We start from the raw sequence: 18,499 nt of genomic DNA, 5'->3' as shown, positions 1-18,499 counted from the left end.
GTGATCCTGCAATGGTGGCGCGCTTATGGCGCTTCTTTCGGTACAAGGCGGTGGCCTGCCGCCCCGAGTTGCCGGTTGCTTACCGAGCCGTATAGCCCCCATCTACCATGAAGGTCTGGCCCGTGATGTATGCAGCCATATCGCTTACCAGGAACGCGACCAGTCCATGCAGGTCCGCTAGTTCGCCGTTGCGACCAATACAAGTACGACTAGCGTGATACTGCGCGAGGCTCGCGTTCTCGAACACCGGACCTGTCAGCGCCGTCGGGAAGAACCCGGGACCGACCGCGTTGCAAGTGATCCCGTGGCGAGACCATTCCTCGGCAATGGCTCGCGTGAGCTGAACAATGCCTCCCTTTGCCGCGCCATAGGGCGCACTGTTAGCGAAGGCCCGGTATGACTGGAGTGAGGCGATATTTAGTATGCGTCCCCACCCCTGAGCCTGGATCGCAGGTGCCAGCGCCTGCGTGAGAAAAAATGGCGCCCCGAGATGAGTGTCGAGTTGCAGCCGCCACGTCGACGGAGTAACGCTTGCGAATGTCTCCCGCAAGTTCATTCCCGCCGCATTGACTAGGATGTCGATCGTCCCATGCCGTTGTTGAATGGTATCCGCCCCGGCCGGAATGGCGTCGAGATCCGACACATCACACACGTGCGTAGCGACCGCGATTCCCATGGCGTCAAGCCGGGATGCCGCGGCATCGAGTTGGGCCTGTCGTCTCGCCGACAAAATCACTCGCACACCGGCCTTGCCTATCGCGATGGCGATGGCCTCTCCGATACCGGAACTACCGCCTGTTACGAGTGCCTGCCGTCCCGCAAGATCCGCCGCAGGCCTCACTGCATTTGGTTGTCCGGTCATCGTTACACTTCCACCGGCGTGCCCATTTCGAAGGACGCGTTCGGGAAGTACTTCGCCATGCGGTCATCCGCAGTGCGGGCATGCGCTTCCATGCCTTCAAGCCGCGAGATGCGAGCCGTCACCTGGCCAATCTGGCGCGTCGCTTCACGCGTCATCTTTTGCCATGTCAGCGTCTTCATGAACTTATGCACGGAGAGGCCACCGGAATAGCGCGCTGCACCCTTGGTCGGAAGCACGTGGTTGGGTCCGCTGGTTTTGTCGCCGAACGCTACAGTCGTTTCCTCCCCGAGGAAGAGCGAGCCGTAGCAGGTCAGATTGGCCAGCCACCAGTCAAGATCCGTCGTGTGGACTTCCAAATGCTCGGAGGCATAACGGTCGGAAATCTCCACGACCTCTTCACGGGTGTCGCACAGGATCACCTCGCCATAGTCGCGCCACGCGGCGGTAGCAGCATCGCCGGCCGTCGGGGGAAGCTTGGCTATCAGTTCCGGCACCAGCGCCATGACACGATCCGCCAGCAGGCGCGACGTGGTGAACAGCCAAGCAGGCGACTCATGGCCGTGCTCGGCTTGTCCGACGAGGTCGCTAGCGACGATGGCGGGGTCCGCCGTCTCGTCGGCAATGACGGCAACTTCCGACGGACCGGCGAACACGTCAATGCCGACTTGGCCATAGAGCGTCCGCTTGGCCTCGGCCACGAACTTGTTGCCCGGGCCGACCACCACGTCGGCCGGCTTACCAGTGAAGAGACCGTAGGCCATCGAGGCAATCGCCTGCACCCCGCCCAGCGCCATGATTACGTCGGCGCCGGCCGCCTGGAAAGCGTAAAGCACGTGCGGATGGATACCTTGGCCGCGAAACGGACTTGAGCACGCCACTACAGTCTTGACACCAGCGGCCTTGGCGGTCGCGACGCCCATATAAGCTGATGCAATGTGCGCATAGCGCCCTGCCGGCGCGTAGCAACCGACCACGTTGACGGGCAGCACTCGTTGTCCGGCGGTGACGCCTGGATGGAGCTCGACGGAAAACTCCTGCAGCGATTCGCGCTGCGCCAATGCAAAATCAGTTACCTGGCGGATGGCAAAGTCGATGTCGGCACGTACAGCGGCCGGCACGTCGCGAGTCTGCTCCCGAATCTGATCGGGCGTCAGGACGATGTCGCCACTCCAGCCGTCAAGTTGTTTGGCGTACTGACGCACGGCATCTTCACCGCGCGCCTGGATCCCTGCAAGCATCTCCGTTACAACCTTTTGCGCCGTCGCCGTTTCGGTTTGTGGCGTCTTCTCTGCTTTTTTCAGATACGAGATCATTCTTGATTCCTTGTGTCGGGTAAAGGTATGTAAGCGCTATCATTTTTTGGCACGTTGCGATACGTTTCCGTGTCTAATTCAATGGAAGCGCTTTCATTGTGAGAATAGCGTGTTCACCACTGTTCGCAAGAACGGGTATACCCTTAACCTGTCACGCTTTTGATGTTTGTCCACCCCTGCAGCGGCACCGGGGCACCCAGATTGGGTGACAATAGGCATTCGACGGAGAGGAACGAAGTGCGGAAAGCGAAACTTGAAGATGTAGCTCGACTTGCCGGGGTCTCCATGGCGACGGTGTCTCGGACCCTCTCCTCGCCTTCCCTGGTACGCGATGGAACGTTGGCAAAAGTGCGACATGCCATACAAGCACTAGGATATGTCCCGGATGCTTCCGCACGGACGTTGGCTTCCGGTCGTTCACGAACCATTGCCGCGGTCGTGCCCACGCTGGATAACGCCATTTTCTCGCATGCAATTCAAGGGATGCAGGGGGTCCTCGCCGCAAATGGCTACCAGCTTCTTCTAGGCTCCCACAACTATGATCCCGAAACCGAGACAGATGTTGTCCGAGCGTTGTCCGAACGTGCCGTTGATGCCATGGTCCTCGTCGGCGCGGAACACGCACCTGAAACGCTGTCGCTCCTGCGACAATCTGGCACCCGGACTATCTTCACCTGGGCGTTGTCCAACGAGAGTCCCTGTATCGGGTTCGATAATTTTGAGATTGGAGCGCTTGCGGCTAGATACTTGTTCGACCTCGGGCATCGCCACTTCGGCATGATTTCCGGGATTTCGCGGCACAATGATCGCGCACGGCTACGCACTGAAGGATTCATCAATACCCTGCGAGCGCTGCGTGCCGAAATCCTATCTGGCGCCGCATGCGAGCAGCCCTATACGTTTGCGGGAGGTCGCGCGGGATTGCGTGAAATTTTACGCAGTGCGCCAACCAACCCTACGGCGATCTTTTGTGGCAATGATTTGCTAGCGCTCGGATGCCTATTCGAGGCAACCGCGCTGGCCCTTAAAGTGCCTGATCAGCTTTCGATTGTCGGCTGCGACGATCTTCCAATAGCGGCAGAAGTTACACCCGCGCTGACAACCGTAGCCTTGGAAAGCAGCTTGTTGGGAAAAAAGACTGCGGAAGCTTTGCTGCGATGGCTACAGGACGGTATAGAGCCTGGTCGTACGGAAATGCCAATTTCCTTGATCCAGCGTGGAACCGCGGCCCCGCCCTTGTGAAGCTGTGGCTGCCTTCAAGTGCCTTGTAGCATCACCCAATAGTTGGCGGCATCAAGACAGAAGTCGCGGTCTTTCAGAGAGTAAGCGTTTAATTTCCTCCTTGTGAAGGGTTGTTACTACGCCTATCCCGCTGGAATTGTCGCGTTTGGGCTGGCGAAGAACATTCTTTGAGGAAGGCAACCGCCAGGGGCAGCGATGCGACGTACTGGGCTATCGGCCATCGAAGCGTTCGCTCAGCGGCGGCGCGAACGAATCTGAGAGGCAGCATAGCGTAAAGCGGCCCCAGGCATGGCGGGAGATCGCGGAGGTCCGATAGGACGTCGTGAACCTCTGATCCGCCCCCCAAACGCAAGCATGCCCATCAGCTGCTGCGGGGCTCCGGTCTGGAACAACTGCCCGGCCGATTAGTTTGAGATCCTTAAAGAAATGGCTCGTCAGCGAAATCTGTGGGTGAATCGAGGCACGGTCAGGCGTTCGGCGACCGATTCAGATACTGGTAGAGCTTTCGGCAGGTTGCATCAAACGAATTCTGCTCAGACTCGGAGATACGTGGCCAGATGAGGGGGCCGCCGTCCTCCTCGATGAGGTTGTGCAAGAGGGTCACCACGGGCATGGCAAGCGCGTCGGGATCCTCGTAGCGTCGCCGGATCATTTCGCCGCCGAGCATCCAGAGGTGATCGCGGTGGCGAAGTAGTGTCTTGCGTGCGTATCCCAGGGTCAGCAGATGCTCGAGAAAAGGCGTGAATATGGCCACGATTGCCTGTCCTGGCGGGATATCCCTGTCTTCGACGCGCCACGATGCAGGCCATTCCTGCAGGTCGGGCACATATCGCACCAGTGTGTCCGGATCCTGCGCGACAATAGCCGGTTTGCCCTTGCCGCTCGCGGCCTTGCTAGCCATGTTGCTGACCCGCCTGCTCAATGCTTGCCATCATGTTCCCGGTTTTGTTTACGAAGGTGCGCGGCTGTGCGAGGCAACCCAGTCCATCGAAATCGACGTACGTCCGCGCAAGGGTTCAAAGGCGATCTGCTCATGCTGTAGTCGGCCCGCCCGGGGCTACGACACGCTCGCACAGCGCAAGTTCGAGTTTATCCCGGTGTGGGGCTTTGCGGTCTTTCTGCTCTATGCCATGCGCCGCGTCGACTGCCGCGATTGCGGCGTGAAGGTTGAAGAGGTGCCGTGGGCCAGCGGCAAGCACACGTTGACGAAGGCTTACATGCTGTTCCTGGCGCAATGGGCTCGCAAGCTGTCCTGGAAAGAAACGGCACGAAGCTTCCGGACCAGCTGGGAGAAGGTCTTCAATGCAGTGGAATGGGTGGTGCAGTGGGGACTGGCCCATCGTGAGCTGGGCACGATCCGCGCCTTTGGGGTCGACGAGATCCAGTATGGCCGTGGACATTAGTACCTCACGCTGGTCTACCAGATCGAGGCCGGCTGCACGCGGCTGCTCTGGGTCGGGCAGGAGCGCACGAAGGAAAGCTTCGCTCGATTCTTCGGCATGATCGGCGAACGGCTATGCGAAAGCGTCGAGTTTGTCTGCTCCGACATGTGGCAGCCCTACCTCGACATGGTTGCAAAACACTGCCCCAATGCGCTGAACATCCTCGACCGTTTCCACATCGTGGCGAAGATGAACAAGGCGATCGACGAGGTCCGTGCTGACGAAGCCCGCCGCATGAACCGCGACGGCTATGAACCGGTGCTCAAGAAGACTCGCTGGTGCCTGCTCAAGCGGCAGGAAAACCTCACCGGAAAGCAGCGGCTGCGCCTGCGTGAGCTGTTGCAGTACAACCTGCGTACCGTGCGCGCCTGGCTGCTCAAGGAGGAATTCCAGCAGCTCTGGGAATACGTCTCGCCGGTCTGGGCCGAAAGATTCCTCGATCAGTGGTGCACCCGGGTCATGCGCTCGCGCATCGAGCCGATGAAGAAATTCGCCCGTACTGTACGCGTGCACCGGCAACTGATCCTCAACTACTTCCGCGCGCGCGGGCAGTTCTCCAGCGGCATCGTTGAGGGCTTGAACAACAAGGCCAAAGTCACCATGAGAAAAGCCTATGGTTTCAAGACCTTCAAAGCGACGGAAATCGCGCTATATCATGCACTTGGGTGCGACACGTGTCGCCGTCAGCCGCGCGTCAAGCGGCATGCAGTTGGCGGTAAAGCTCGTTTCTGTCTTGTCACGCACAGTCTGACGTGCCGTGACCTGCTGTACGGCCAGCAGTTGCCTACTTGGACAGGCGCGGCGGGTAACTGCCGGGTCTGAAGCTCCAAAGACAATGTACTCGTCGAAAGGCACCACGACTCGGCGACGATATGTGGTGACGCTGCGAGCCGCAATGCGGCGTAGAGGCTAGGCAAGTTCCGCATGCGCAACAGATGTGAATCGTTGATAAACCCCGTAAATGATGATGGGCCGAAGCGGCTAATGGGCCCAAACCAAAAGGTACGCAGCCGGTTGCTCCCTTCCAAGTTTGGAGTACGCCGTCAGAAGGCTGCCGGGGAAGAGACGAGCGCTAAACGGACAGGCCCGTGGTCATCCGGGTCGGCAGAAGCGGGAACGTGGTAAGCCCGATCCTCCGCCACGATCTCGGACTATTGAAATCGTGGCAGGTACGCCGTAAGGCAAGCTGTTGGGGGAGCGGGTATGAGAACGCGGAAAAAGCGAATGCCGGGCGGTAATAGCTCGTATAGGGGTTCAAGATTTGCCCCGACCTGAAAGGGTGCAGACTTCCGCGAAGTGTGGCTGTCGCAAACCAGTATCTGAGGTTCGACGTGGGGGAAGCTTGGAAGAGGCTGCCTCATGGCAGTTCAGCGCCCTCGTCTCAGTAATGAGATGGACCAACGATATGACGAATGCGAAGGGCCTGTGCAGGACGACAAGCCCGGTATCACCAAGTTGATGCTTTAGCTGTGCTTGAGCCGTTTGCGGTGAAAGTCGCTCGGGCGGTTCTTTGGGGAGGGAGCGGCGGTAACGCCGTTCTCTTACCCGCTAAAACTCCCTGAGCCGCCGACAACCCACACTTTTTACTGACGAACCAAAGAAATAGACTGACCCTGTGAAAACGAAGAAGCATTGCGTAAGCTTTCCTACATCCACAAGAAGTAGGCTAGCTCCGCGATAATTAAAGGAGCGAGGACAATGGTGGCGTAGCGTACTCCTTGGCAGTACTCCTGATGCTGCCCAGACGTAATCATATGGGCGCCCCAACAACCACCAACTATTACTCTGTCTTGAGCGTCATCGCTTGATGAGCGCTCACGACATGTATCGAGCCTTCTAGCCATCGCCGGGGCCGGAGTCCTCACAGTCAGATCTCGGTGCAGCAGTGAGGACGAATAATACATCCACAGGTTTCCGCATTTCCATAGAACTCGCATAATCCCACCCTGGTGCAAGGACGCGCTGTGCTGCAACTAACACAACAACGGCGCTCAACGGAAATGATAGAAGGCCCCGCTGCCAAATCCACTAGTGTTAGCCCTAGCGTCTAGTTAAGTGGATGAAAAGGCAAATGAGCAAATGGGAATCTCAGGGAGAGCCACGCTCACACCTCGCCAATCCCGATGTCAGAATTGCGAAAGTGGGCTATGTCTACGGACACAGCCCAGTCACTCCAGCCGGAACACCGCGATCCCTTCGCCGTTAGGACCGCCGCCACATCGCTCAGCTGCCGCCCGGTGCGCACGCAATCTCGAGCCCAATGAACGTCGACGCTGAACATGCGGTCGCCGGTGCTCCGCTGAGTGTGAGGTGTGCGGTTCGATTCACATCAGCACGGCCTCGCCTTTTTCAAACTGTTCATTCGGGAAGTACTTCTTGAGGCGGTCGTCCGCGGTGCGCGCGTGCGCTTCCATACCTTCCAGACGAGATATGCGCGCTGTCACCTCACCGATGCGCCGCGCAGCGTCGCGCGTCATGCGCTGCCACGTCAGCGTCTTCACAAACTTATGCACGGAGAGTCCGCCGGAATAGCGCGCCGCACCCTTGGTCGGCAAGACGTGATTCGGGCCGCTCGTCTTGTCCCCGAACGCAACCGTCGTTTCCTCGCCGAGGAAAAGCGAGCCATAGCAAGTGAGGTTCTCCAACCACCACTCCAGGTCAGCAGCTTGCACCTCGAGATGCTCTGACGCATAACGGTCCGACACCTCGACCACTTCCTCGCGCGTGTCACAGACAATGACTTCGCCGTAATCGCGCCACGCGGCGGCAGCTGCATCGCGCGCGGTCGGCGGGAGGTCCTCAATAAGGCGCGGCACCAGCGCCATCACTTCGACAGCAAGCGCCTTTGATGTCGTGAACAGCCACGCAGGCGATTCGTGCCCGTGCTCGGCCTGACCGACGAGATCGCTCGCGACGATCGCGGGATCGGCGTTTTCATCTGCGATCACGGCGACTTCCGACGGCCCTGCAAACACATCGATTCCAACCTTGCCGAACAACGTACGCTTCGCTTCCGCAACGAACTTGTTGCCTGGGCCGACGACCACGTCCGCCGGCTTGCCGGTGAACAGGCCGTACGCCATCGAAGCGATAGCTTGCACGCCGCCGAGCGTCATCACCACATCCGCGCCCGCCGCGTGGAACGCGTATAGCACGTATGGATGAATGCCGCCTCCACGGAACGGGCTCGAACATGCGATCACCGTTTTTACGCCTGCCGCCTTCGCCGTCGCCACCCCCATGTACGCCGATGCGATATGCGCGTACCGGCCCGCGGGTGCATAGCAGCCTACTACATTCACTGGAATCACCCGCTGCCCCGCGATCACGCCCGGATGGAGTTCGACCGAGAACTCCTCCATCGAACGGCGCTGCGCGACCGCGAAATCGTGAACCTGCTTCACTGCGAAGTCGATGTCGTCGCGAATATGCTGAGGAACCTCCTGCGCTCGTCGCTCAATCTCCTTGCGCGGAACAATGATGTCCCCTTCCCAGCGGTCGAGCTTTGCGGCATACGCGCGCACGGCTGACTCGCCGTTCGCCTCGATCTCGGCCAGCATCTCCGTGACGACACGCTGAGCGGTAGCGGTCTCACTCTCCGGGGTTTTTGCGGCCTTTTTAAGATAAAGCACTGTCATGTCTGCTTCCTGAAGTCAATGTATATCTGTTTGGAAATGCAAGCGGTTGCATTTCTGGTCGATAAGTGAGCGGGCGACTGTTTTCCGGCTCTCGCAGTAGCATGCGGTCTGTGAAAGGGATTGCCCTTTCGCCAGGTTCTTCTTAACTTGCTACCAGGACAGTTCTTGATCCTGGCTTCCTAAGCGAGAGCACCGCCACGAACCCAAGTACTTCACAGACAACTAGTGCGAGTGAAATCGGCCATGTCCCGTAGTGAGGAAGCACCGCAGTAGCGAACATTGGAACTAGACCACCAATGATCGTTGACGCTTGGCTGCCAAACGAAATCCCTGTATATCGAAGTTGCCCGGGAAACGTTTCCGAAAAGAATACTGGCAGAACGGCAAAGGTACACCACAGCGGGATGGCAACCAAAAACATGGCAAGCCACAGGTAAAGCACATTCGCCGTGTCCGTCAACCAGAATACTGGGTATGCAGCAAGCGCCATGAAGAAAAATCCGGCATAGAGAACTCGCTCTGTTCCGATTCGGTCAGATAGCCGTCCCACAAAAATGATGACGATACTCATGATCGCATTTGCCGCAACCACGCCCATAAGAACGTCGGCCTGCTGCATATGCAGAACAGTTGTTGCATAGTATGCCAAGAATACCCAGGCTACGTAGAACGGGACCGTTGAGGAGGCGAGGTACACAAGCGCTGTGCATACCAACTCTTTCATGTGGCGTCGAAACAGTTCTACGATGGGAAAGTTGACAATTTCGCCGTGCTGCACCAGCTCCTGAAAGACAGGAGTCTCGGCGGTCTTGGACCGAATGTAAAAGCCGCAGAAAAAAAGGACGATACTCACCAAAAAGGGGACTCGCCATCCCCACGAAAGAAACTCCGCTTCGCCGAGCAGGGAGGACGAATAATAAAACATCAAGGCACCCAATGCTAGACCAGCTGGGCAACCAACTTGCACGATGCTTCCGTAAAATCCTTTAGTACCTTTTGGGGAATACTCTACTGCCATGAGTACGGCCCCGCCCCACTCTCCCCCCAATGCCACCCCTTGGATAAATCTACAAAGGATAAGGAGGACCGGCGCCCAAATTCCAACGTGGCTATATGTCGGCAACAACCCAATGAGGAAGGTTGATCCTCCCATCAAAGCCAACGTAGTAATTAGCATCTTTTTTCGACCGATTCGATCTCCAAAGTGGCCAAATATGGCACTTCCCAACGGTCGCGCGACAAAGCCTACAGCCAGGGTTGCAAATGATGCAAGCGTTCCTACTAAAGGCGAGTATGACGGGAAAAACAACTTACCAAAAACGAGTGCTGCCACAAATCCAAAAAGGAAAAAATCGTACCATTCCAAGATGCTTCCAACCATACTCGCCACTGATACACGAAGTGGCGAAACCGGTCCTTGGTTGTGCGCGACAGATGACATGCTTCACTCCTGCAAAAATGAGTAGATCAAACAATATGCTCTTCGCTATATGTAAAATGCAAGCGCTTACATTTCAGATTTAAAAACAAGCCGGACATCACTTCCGGCCGCTTAGTGTGTGCGTTTAATGCAAGCGCTTGCATGTATAATAGATGCATTGCGCGGGCCTTGCATCGGGGTTGTTACCTAGAGGCATTGATATCGTCGGCCCAGGGCTTCATACAATCGCTACTGACCGAATGAACGACGGGCCCTTCATGAATCTACCCGAACGCCCCCGGATCGCCGATGTCGCGGCACTTGCCGGCGTATCGACCGCCACCGTCTCGCGGGCGCTGTCAAATCCCGAGATGGTGAAAAAACCAACCCGCGAGCGCATCCTGCGAGCGGTCACAAGTCTGGGCTATGTTCCGGATGGCGCGGCGCGCGCCCTCGCACTCGGCCGTGCACGCATGATCGGCGCGATTGTGCCCACGCTCGACAACGCTATCTTCGCGCGTGCAGTTCAGGGCATGCAGAACACGCTGCAGAATGCTGGTTATCAGTTGCTGATTTCCGCACACGAATATAGTCTCGCCGCCGAAACTGAAGCAGTGCGCGCACTGCTCGAACGCTCCATCGATGCGTTGGTTCTAGTCGGCGCCGATCACGCGCACGAAACGTGGGAATTGGTTAGCGCCAGTCGAGTACCGCTGCTCATCACATGGACCAACGCCGCGGCGACGAACGAATTTCTCACTACAGCGCCGCACATCGGTTTTGACAATCGGCTCGTCGGCAAGCTCGCAGCGGAGCATTTGCTTTCACTAGGCCATCGCGCGTTTGGCATGATTTCCGGCCTGACAAGGCATAACGACCGCGCCAGGCATCGAGTCGAAGGATTCCGGACGGAGCTGATGCAGGCAGGCATGCGATTGCCCGAAGCCAACGTGGTCGAGCAGCCCTTCGGTTTCGACGGTGGACGCGCGGGCCTGAAACATCTGATGCAACTGCGCCCGCGCCCGACCGCCGTCTTCTGCGGCAATGACGTGCTCGCCCTCGGGGCGCTGTTCGAGGCACAATCGCTGACAATTGATGTCCCGGGCGAACTCTCGATTGTCGGTTGCGACAATCTGCCGATCTCATCGCAGATCACGCCCGGCTTATCCACTGTGCTGCTCCCCACGTATGAACTCGGTCAACACGCCGCACTCGCGTTGCTCGATTGGCTTACGACGGAGCGCCCACCGATCGATGCCTGCCTTCCCATTGAGCTCGTCGTGCGTGGCACGAGCGGACCGCCGCCATCACTGGGCATTCAAAACTAGTTCGCGCGAATTTGCCTGCCTCGCCTTCCATGTCAACTCCGGTCAGGATTCTGAATAGGCGCTAGACAGGGCCTGAGACGCTTGGCGTAGCGCAACAATATGGCGTTGGCTCTCCTCGGGTCCACTACGTCCCGCCGGCGCGTTGACCGACACGGCGGCACGCATTCGACCTCTTGCGTCGAACACGGGTACAGCAGTTGCGATCAAGCCCTTCACATACTCTTGATTGTCGTAGCCGATGCCCTCCATTCTTATCTTTTCGAGTTCTTCTTGGAGAGCCTGCGGATCGGTAATTGTATTCTCTGTGTAAGCTTTCAGATGCGCGGTGCGAACAAATCGTTCCCTCTTCTCTTTGGGCAGGTAGGCAAGAAATAATTTTCCTCCGGAGGTGCAATGGAGAGGAACTCTCGAGCCTGCGAACAACTGCAGCCGAAGAGGAGACTCTGACTCAACACGATCGAGAAAAACCAATTCGTCGCCTACCATTATCGTCAGGCTGCACGTTTCGCCGGTCTCATCAACAACGGCACGGAGTACGCTACGCCTAACGGCATCCTCTCCCGACGACAATGTAGCGTTCAACGCCAAGCTAAGCAGCCGTGGCCCTACAACGAGGCCTTTGGCAAGCGGATCCCGTACTAACATGCCCATACACTCCAGGATCCGGCAGATTCGATGAGCGGACGGTTTCGGTACTGATAGAGTTCGGATCAATTCCGAAACCGACACAGGCCGGCCGCTTTGAGCAACGAACTCCATGATTAACGAGCACCGCTCAAGAAGCGAAGAAGCATCACTAGCCTCCTTCACCATTTCTATAGTTCCATCTTCACTCATCTCGCCCCCTGCTCGCCTCGAAAATGAGACTCATTCTATAATACAAGAAACACGCGGGGATAAAAAGCGGGGTCGCACCAGACTTGCCCCCTGACACCACTTCTCTTCTCATTTTATCTCGAGCGCGCGGCTTGGGCATTGAAGAGGATGTGGACTGGGGAGCGTGGAACATACCCTATGACAGCCGCAGATATATTCGCTACTGCTTTTCCTGCTCTAAAGCACCTCATTACACACAACTCCTGGCGGCTGGTGCTCCGCAGAAAGTCGTTTACGGTCAATGACATAGCGGGTGGGGTTGTAAACTCTTTCGGATTGTCGTTCACTCTTGCATTTTGGGCGGCACATGAAGCGAGAGGCAACGAGTTGGGCAGCGGCAGAATTCAAGGACATTGACTTGGGCGACCAGCGCCTGAACAAGCGGGCGGTGCTGCTAGCGGAGCGGCTCGCAGAGAAGCCGGCGGCAAGCATCCCCAGCGCATGCGGCGGCTGGGCGGAAACGGCTGCGGCATACCGCTTCCTGGCTCAGGATGAACTGGACTGGCGCGATATTCTGGCTCCCCACTGGCAGAACTCAGCCGAGCGGATGCGAGCTTGCGAAGTGGTGCTATGCATCCAAGACACCACGGAGCTGGACTTTAACGGCCAGGCCATCGCCGGCTTGGGACCGCTGTCGTATGAGGCGCAACGCGGGCTATATCTGCACCCGACATACGCGGTAACGCCAGCGCGCGAACCGCTGGGCGTGCTTGACGCCTACATGTGGGCACGCGAGCCCAAGGGTGCGGATGGCGTGCGCCCCGGCATCAAGGAAAGTACCCGCTGGACCGAAGGATATGAGCGGGTCGCCGAACAGGCGGCCGCACTGCCTGCCACGCGACTCGTCTATGTGGCTGACCGGGAATCGGACATCATGGCGCTGATGGTCAAAGCAAAGGAGTTGGGCCACCCGGCGGATTGGTTACTGCGCTCGCAGCACAATCGCACCTTGCCTGGCGGCGGCAAGCTGTGGGACCAGGTAACCGCGGGTGAGCCAGTGGGCAGGATTCACTTTACGCTGGCAGCCCGTCAGGCTCAGCCGGCGCGCGCAGTACGGCAGCAGGTGTGGGCGCAACGTGTCGCGTTGCCTGATGCTGCAGGCGGCGTGGTGAGTGCCACTTGTATCGTCGCCCGGGAGGTCGACCCGCCGGCCGGCGTCAAACCGATTGAATGGCGACTGCTGAGTAATCGCGAGGTGGGCGACCTTGACGCAGCGGCGCAGCTTATTGACTGGTACCGCGCGCGTTGGGAGGTGGAACTGTTCTTTCACGTGCTCAAGAACGGCTGTCGGGTCGAGGCGTTGCAACTCGCATCGATGGCGCGGCTTGAGCGTGCCTTGGCACTGTTCATGGTGGTGGCATGGCGCATCGCTCGGTTGATGCGACTGGGCCGAACTTGCCCGGACCTGGATGCAGGACTGCTGTTCGAGCGGGATGAATGGCGCGCGGCATTCATTCTCAACAAGAAGAAACCACCGAAGACGTCACCGCGTCTGAACGAAGTCGTGCGCTTGGTCGCTATGCTCGGTGGCTTCCTGGCGCGCAAAGGCGACGGCGAACCCGGAGTCAAGACTATCTGGCAAGGCCTGCAGCGAGTGGTGGATTTCGCCGCAGGCCTCAGGTACGCGCGTGAACTTGACGACTGAGATGTGTGTAATCAAATGGCTCTAAAGGCGATGGCTGAACGAGTATCAATAGGCCTCAACAAGCAGAAGCCTCTTAGGCAACCGGCAACGGAAAAAATTCTGTGAAATCTTTCAGTAAACGAATGCGAGACAGGCTATTCCATCGGATGGAACAGAACCAGTCTCGCAACAAATTTAACTCAGCTGACTGCGATAGATGCAGCATTCGAGCCGTCATATAGTGTCGAAGCCAGCAGTACCAATCGCTATATAAGAAAGCTCATCATGGCCACCACTTGATGCATCCAACGCTTCTTGACTGTTGCCACTTGGGCCATGATGTATGGTTCAATAAGCTTTCTTCATCAGTCAAATGTCCAGTACGAGGACAGAGCTCTTTGAGCGGGAACAACAGACAAGCAGATTGTCACGCTTTTCCTCATCATTAAGAATATAGTCGCGATGATCAGGCTCACCCTCCAAAAAGCGAACCTTGCATGTACCGCAAAGGCCTGTCTCACACGAACTGGGTACCTCGTGCCCATGAGCACGGAGCACCTCAAGAATCGTTTTGTCGGGAGGGACCGACCAGCTCTCACCGGTACTTGCGACCTTCACTTCAAACCCGACTGGAATCGCACAATCGTTCGACGCTTCATCGGAATTGAATGCAGAAGAGTATAAATCTCCTAACGGTGGAGAAAAACTCTCATAGTGAACATTCTCTTGCGGCCAATGAGAGGCTGCATGGCGAGCAGCCTTCAAGAACCCTGCAGGACCGCACAGGTACAAATGCGTGGCTGGCTCGTGTTCACGGAGGATCTCGGTTAGGTTGGCCCCCTTCTCGGGGTGGCCCCCATCATGATAGAACTTCACCCGTTCCGGACCGCCCAAGCTTGCAAGCTCATCACGGAACGCGGTTCGTTCACTGGTCCTGGTGCAGTAGTGAAGTTCAAAATCAGCTCCAGAGCGCACGAGAAATTTCACCATTGCTACAATCGGTGTAATGCCGATCCCGCCCGCTATGAAGATGTACCTTTTCGCGTCACTAACGATTGGAAAATTATTTCGCGGCTCTGATATGACCAACGTACGACCGACGTGAATCTTTTCAAAGATAGCCTTTGATCCACCTCTACCCTTCAAATCGCGCTGAACAGCGAACACATAGCGGTTCCTTTCACGTGGATCGTTGCAGAGCGAATATTGTCTAACACGACCGTCGCGAAAATAGAGGTCTACGTGAGCGCCAGGATCAAACTTCGGCAGCTGCTCACCGTCGAAAGGAACGACTTCGTAGGCGTTAATATCATCGCCCTCGTACGTGATAGAGCGTACGCGTACTTTAAGCGAATTCGGCCTACGCTCCAAAAGCTCCGAAGGCGTAAAAACCGGCATTGTAGATAATGTCGTCATGGTAACCTCGACCAATACTTGGGTTACAACGCAGCTGCGTCACGCTCGAGCTCCTCGAGGCATGAGATGATGAAGTCTCGTCGCTCGGTGCCGGCGAGCGTATCTGCTTCGGCTGTTATGTCGACAATACGTCGTCCCACCTTCCGTAGGATCTCGCGCTCCTCTTCGGGATTGCTACGCGCGGGGATTTTGAGCACCGTATTTTGCGTATAGCAATAGTTTTGCAAGCCGTTGTTCGCTCGCTCATTCATGCGCTCGGGAGACGCGGCAGGAGTCTTTCCCGTGATGGCCTCTCGAACAAGCTTCCGGAACAAGTAGACACCAACGTCGCTCTCAATCGGGTTTTCAAGTGCGTGTACCGCGATTGGTCGCTGACTCTTGATAATTTCCCAGTCGCCCGGCAGGCGCTGACCCTCTTCGTAAGTCCGATCACCGACCTGGCCGTCCAGGAAGTCCATCTTGTCCCAGCCTACTTTGCTCTTATCGCCCTTACCTTTGGGGTCGATAACTTTACCGAACATTCTCCAGCCATAGATGATGCAATGCGTGTCATCGACAGGCACATACCATCGGGACATGCTCACTCGATGGAAGAGACGACGTTCTGCGCCGTCTTCGAAGAGTGACGCGTGTTGGCTAATGTTCGGGACGATTAGATCGTTGATCCGTACCCAAACCATCTCTTCCGAGACCCGGCGGCTGGCAATAAACGCCATCCCGGTTCCCTTCCGTACTGGAACATAGTCCATCACGGGGACCGAAGCGAAGTAAGTCAGAGCAAACGTCTTCCAGTCTAGATCACTCGGAATGTTCCCCTCGAACAGGAACTCCGGATTATGCAAGAAACTGGTGTGCATCTGATCAGCGATGTTATCAATCGTCTGCAGCCAATTACAGGGAAAAACATTAGAGAACGGCACTAGCTCGAGGTCATCGTCCTTCTGATAGGCGTCGTACTCAGGAAAGGCAGGCTTGAGTTCGGGAGGCCCCATGTACGCGAAAACCAAACCATCGCGTTCAATTGCCGGGTAGGCGCCTTGCGATAGCTTCTTGCAGATCCTCGCCCCATTGTCCCGTTCTCCGGGAGCAGAAAGAATCTTACCGTCTTCAGCAAAATGCATTGCGTGGTACGCACATCGAATTCCCTTCTGCTGGATGATTCCATATTCCAGCGATGCCCCGCGATGAACGCAGTGTCGATGCAGAACACCGATCGTGCCTTCCTTATCCCGATATACAACAAGGTCCTCACCCAGAATTCTCACTGGGTGCGGCACATCGGTCAGTTGTTCAGTCATGCAAACAGGCTGCCAGAAACGCCGAAAATATTCGCCGAGAGGAGTACCGGGGCCAGTTTGGGTGATCTGTGGATCGGCTGGCGGCACTGCGGTCTTGTAATAGCCGCAGTATTCCAGCGGACGCTCCTGACTTCCCCCGCTCACACTCACATTCTTGTCCATAACTTGTCTCCTTATCGATCGTCGAGGTTCTGGGAACTCTGTTTCGGTGGACTTATTATTGTTCGAGCCTTTTGGAAACGCAAGTAGAGTCTCACCCTAAGATCTTTTATGTCTCGTTTTATGAGACTTTTGTGTTTTAAGAGATGTAAAAGGCATGTAAAATGGCGTCAACTCCAAGTTGAGTAGCGTAAGGATCTGTTGCAGATCGTGGTTGGCATTTCACGAGGGGCCCCGGCGAGGTGCCCGGTGGTGCACATGTCGAGGTACCTGCCGGCCGCTCCGTGCGAAGATTTTCATTCCGTTGACGGACGCGTCGCGCCGACGTCACCGGCAAGAGCCGGGTGGGAACGCCGGACCACCATGACGCAACATTGCGAGCGACCGAAAGCGGGATACACCGCGTGATGGGCTCAATCGGTTAATCGGCCGCATGACAAGAGCGCTGGTCGAAACGATGGCCACCTTGAATCTCGACGAGCGATTGCAACTCGGGCGCGTGAACGCGCACGCGTTCCGCCATATCTTCGGTAGCCAATCGGGTCGCAGGGGATGTTCCGATCGATGTCGTGCAGAAGGTCTGGGTCATGTGTCGCTATTCGTGGGGCGGCTTCGAAAGCCTGGCCATGCAGGCCGATCCACGCAAGCTGCGCAGCGCGACCACGTGGTAGGATGAAGGACACCTGATTCGCCTGCACATCGGGTTGGCAGACCCTGCCGACCTGATTCTGGACCTCGAGCGCGGTCTTGAACGATTTGCCGCTCGTGCACGGATGAGCCGCGTTGCAGTAAGCCGGTGAGCGCCGCCCTATAATGCCTGTGACCGCCAGGGGTTACTTTCAAGTCAATCCAGGCGTAGCCGGACGGGGACCGGGCGTCCAGGTTCTTTGCGCAATGTCACTGATGGGGCGGTTTCCATGGATGCACTTTCGGATCTCATTCGCCGCGCGCACCTCGAAGGGGCCGTTTATCTATGCGGCGATTTCACTGCGCCTTGGCGTATTGCGGGGCAGATTCCCCGAGCGCTGTGCACGGCTTTTTTGCCGCGAGCCGAACGCATTGTGCCCTATCATCTCGTCACGGAAGGAAGCTGCTGGGTTTGGCCTGTCGACGATTCCGCTTCGGCAATCCGCGTTGATGCAGGAGAACTCCTTGTCGTGCCGCGGGGCGAAGCGCATCTGATCGGAAGCTCGCGCGAGGTGGTGCGAGCGCCTGCAGGGGATCTGTTGTCGACTTGCCTGAATACCTCGCCGGGCGAACTGATGAGTTTGCGCTACGGCGGCGGCGGGTCGCACACGCGTCTGATTTGCGGCTTTTTCGCGTGCGACGATACACTGACCGATCCGGTACTTTCGGGGCTGCCCTGCATCTTCAAAACCGACTTCCGAAACGATCCACAATCGGCGTGGCTCGAATCGGTGCTGAAGCTTGCTGCGGTGGAAGCGGCCCAATGCCGCGCGGGCAGCGCGGTTTTTTTCGCTCGGCTGTCGGAGTTGTTGTTTGTGGTGGGCGTACGGCGCTACATCGACGCACATGCCCAAGCAATCGGTCGATCAGCAGGCGGAATATAATTGGTGCATCGCCAAGTCGAAAGATCGAAGCTCTTATAAAGGTTTGGCATCGGGACAACGAAGCCACCTAGCACCTGGGGAAGGTACCGGCATTGGTCCTCTTACGGCGACCGCTTGGTTGGTGACGCGAAGAACTTCGACACAGGCAGCCAACTCTCCGCGTGGTTGGGCTTGGTTCCTCGCCAACACTCAAGCGATGGCAAGCAGAATCTGCTGGGCACCTACCGGGCAATGCAAAAGGCTGATACCGAATACTGGGTTTTTAACGTTGCGGCTCGTCGCAACAAGAACGTCGCCGCCGTCGCGCTAG

Annotated in this window: 13 protein-coding genes and 3 pseudogenes; 7 read left to right on the top strand and 9 right to left on the bottom strand. The window is 57.2% G+C overall.

Features of this window, described 5'->3' with window-relative positions; genetic code table 11:
• Positions 1–79 precede the first annotated feature (79 nt).
• Entirely contained in the window at positions 80–862 is a 783-nt protein-coding gene (gene hpsO, locus ACIGJB_RS31840; protein ID WP_483734872.1) for a (S)-sulfopropanediol 2-dehydrogenase HpsO, read from the bottom strand.
• A gap of 2 nt (positions 863–864) precedes the next feature.
• Positions 865–2,175, bottom strand: coding sequence for a sulfopropanediol 3-dehydrogenase (gene hpsN, locus ACIGJB_RS31835; RefSeq protein ID WP_317925593.1), 1,311 nt, complete (start codon positions 2,173–2,175; stop codon positions 865–867).
• 162 nt (positions 2,176–2,337) lie between these two features.
• On the opposite strand from hpsN (ACIGJB_RS31835), the gene ACIGJB_RS31830 reads away from it, so the two are divergent.
• Positions 2,338–3,417 (top strand): LacI family DNA-binding transcriptional regulator, encoded by a 1,080-nt coding sequence (locus ACIGJB_RS31830; protein WP_317925591.1) that lies wholly within the window; start codon positions 2,338–2,340, stop codon positions 3,415–3,417.
• 466 nt (positions 3,418–3,883) lie between these two features.
• Here the strand turns inward: ACIGJB_RS31830 and ACIGJB_RS31825 are convergent, their stop codons facing one another.
• Positions 3,884–4,318, bottom strand: coding sequence for a hypothetical protein (locus ACIGJB_RS31825; protein WP_483734871.1), 435 nt, complete (start codon positions 4,316–4,318; stop codon positions 3,884–3,886).
• Between ACIGJB_RS31825 and ACIGJB_RS31820 the strand changes: the two are divergent.
• Positions 4,317–5,525, top strand: a pseudogene (locus ACIGJB_RS31820) (ISL3 family transposase); the annotation flags it as partial. The gene ACIGJB_RS31825 and the pseudogene ACIGJB_RS31820 overlap by 2 nt on opposite strands.
• 1,658 nt (positions 5,526–7,183) lie before the next feature.
• On the opposite strand, the gene hpsN (ACIGJB_RS31815) reads toward ACIGJB_RS31820, so the two are convergent.
• Entirely contained in the window at positions 7,184–8,497 is a 1,314-nt protein-coding gene (gene hpsN / locus ACIGJB_RS31815) for a sulfopropanediol 3-dehydrogenase (RefSeq protein WP_317925589.1), read from the bottom strand.
• A 142-nt stretch (positions 8,498–8,639) separates the two neighbouring features.
• The gene (locus tag ACIGJB_RS31810; protein ID WP_483734870.1) at positions 8,640–9,938 is read right to left on the bottom strand and encodes an MFS transporter; all 1,299 of its coding nucleotides are present in this window, start codon (positions 9,936–9,938) and stop codon (positions 8,640–8,642) included.
• 257 nt (positions 9,939–10,195) lie between these two features.
• On the opposite strand from ACIGJB_RS31810, the gene ACIGJB_RS31805 reads away from it, so the two are divergent.
• Complete coding sequence (locus ACIGJB_RS31805; protein WP_317925587.1) at positions 10,196–11,245, top strand: LacI family DNA-binding transcriptional regulator; 1,050 nt, start codon at positions 10,196–10,198, stop codon at positions 11,243–11,245.
• A gap of 42 nt (positions 11,246–11,287) precedes the next feature.
• Here ACIGJB_RS31805 and ACIGJB_RS31800 read toward each other — a convergent pair whose 3' ends face one another.
• On the bottom strand, positions 11,288–12,082 hold the full coding sequence (locus ACIGJB_RS31800; RefSeq protein ID WP_483734869.1) for an IclR family transcriptional regulator: 795 nt from the start codon (positions 12,080–12,082) through the stop codon (positions 11,288–11,290).
• A 346-nt stretch (positions 12,083–12,428) separates the two neighbouring features.
• On the opposite strand from ACIGJB_RS31800, the gene ACIGJB_RS31795 reads away from it, so the two are divergent.
• A complete protein-coding gene (locus ACIGJB_RS31795) occupies positions 12,429–13,766 on the top strand; it encodes an IS4 family transposase (protein ID WP_483734868.1) in 1,338 nt (445 codons plus the stop codon).
• Positions 13,767–14,114: 348 nt separating this feature from the next.
• On the opposite strand, the gene ACIGJB_RS31790 is transcribed toward ACIGJB_RS31795, so the two are convergent.
• From ACIGJB_RS31790 to ACIGJB_RS31780, 3 genes are all read right to left on the bottom strand, one after another.
• On the bottom strand, positions 14,115–15,161 hold the full coding sequence (locus ACIGJB_RS31790) for a PDR/VanB family oxidoreductase (RefSeq protein ID WP_317925584.1): 1,047 nt from the start codon (positions 15,159–15,161) through the stop codon (positions 14,115–14,117).
• 23 nt (positions 15,162–15,184) lie between these two features.
• Positions 15,185–16,621 (bottom strand): Rieske 2Fe-2S domain-containing protein, encoded by a 1,437-nt coding sequence (locus ACIGJB_RS31785; protein ID WP_317925583.1) that lies wholly within the window; start codon positions 16,619–16,621, stop codon positions 15,185–15,187.
• A gap of 418 nt (positions 16,622–17,039) precedes the next feature.
• Positions 17,040–17,207, bottom strand: a complete 168-nt coding sequence (locus ACIGJB_RS31780; RefSeq protein WP_483734867.1) for a hypothetical protein — start codon at positions 17,205–17,207, stop codon at positions 17,040–17,042.
• 7 nt (positions 17,208–17,214) lie between these two features.
• On the opposite strand from ACIGJB_RS31780, the pseudogene ACIGJB_RS31775 reads away from it, so the two are divergent.
• From ACIGJB_RS31775 to ACIGJB_RS31765, 3 genes and pseudogenes are all read left to right on the top strand, one after another.
• Positions 17,215–17,418 (top strand): annotated as a pseudogene (locus ACIGJB_RS31775) (cystathionine beta-lyase); the annotation flags it as partial.
• Between the two features lie 117 nt (positions 17,419–17,535).
• On the top strand, positions 17,536–18,189 hold the full coding sequence (locus ACIGJB_RS31770) for a cupin domain-containing protein (RefSeq protein WP_317925581.1): 654 nt from the start codon (positions 17,536–17,538) through the stop codon (positions 18,187–18,189).
• Between the two features lie 88 nt (positions 18,190–18,277).
• Positions 18,278–18,405 (top strand): annotated as a pseudogene (locus ACIGJB_RS31765) (transposase); the annotation flags it as partial.
• Positions 18,406–18,499: the final 94 nt, after the last annotated feature.

The organism is Cupriavidus sp. C2SS-8b (assembly GCF_057073745.1).
Note: the sequence above shows the minus strand (reverse complement) of the source record. Positions and strands in the feature narration are given on the sequence as shown.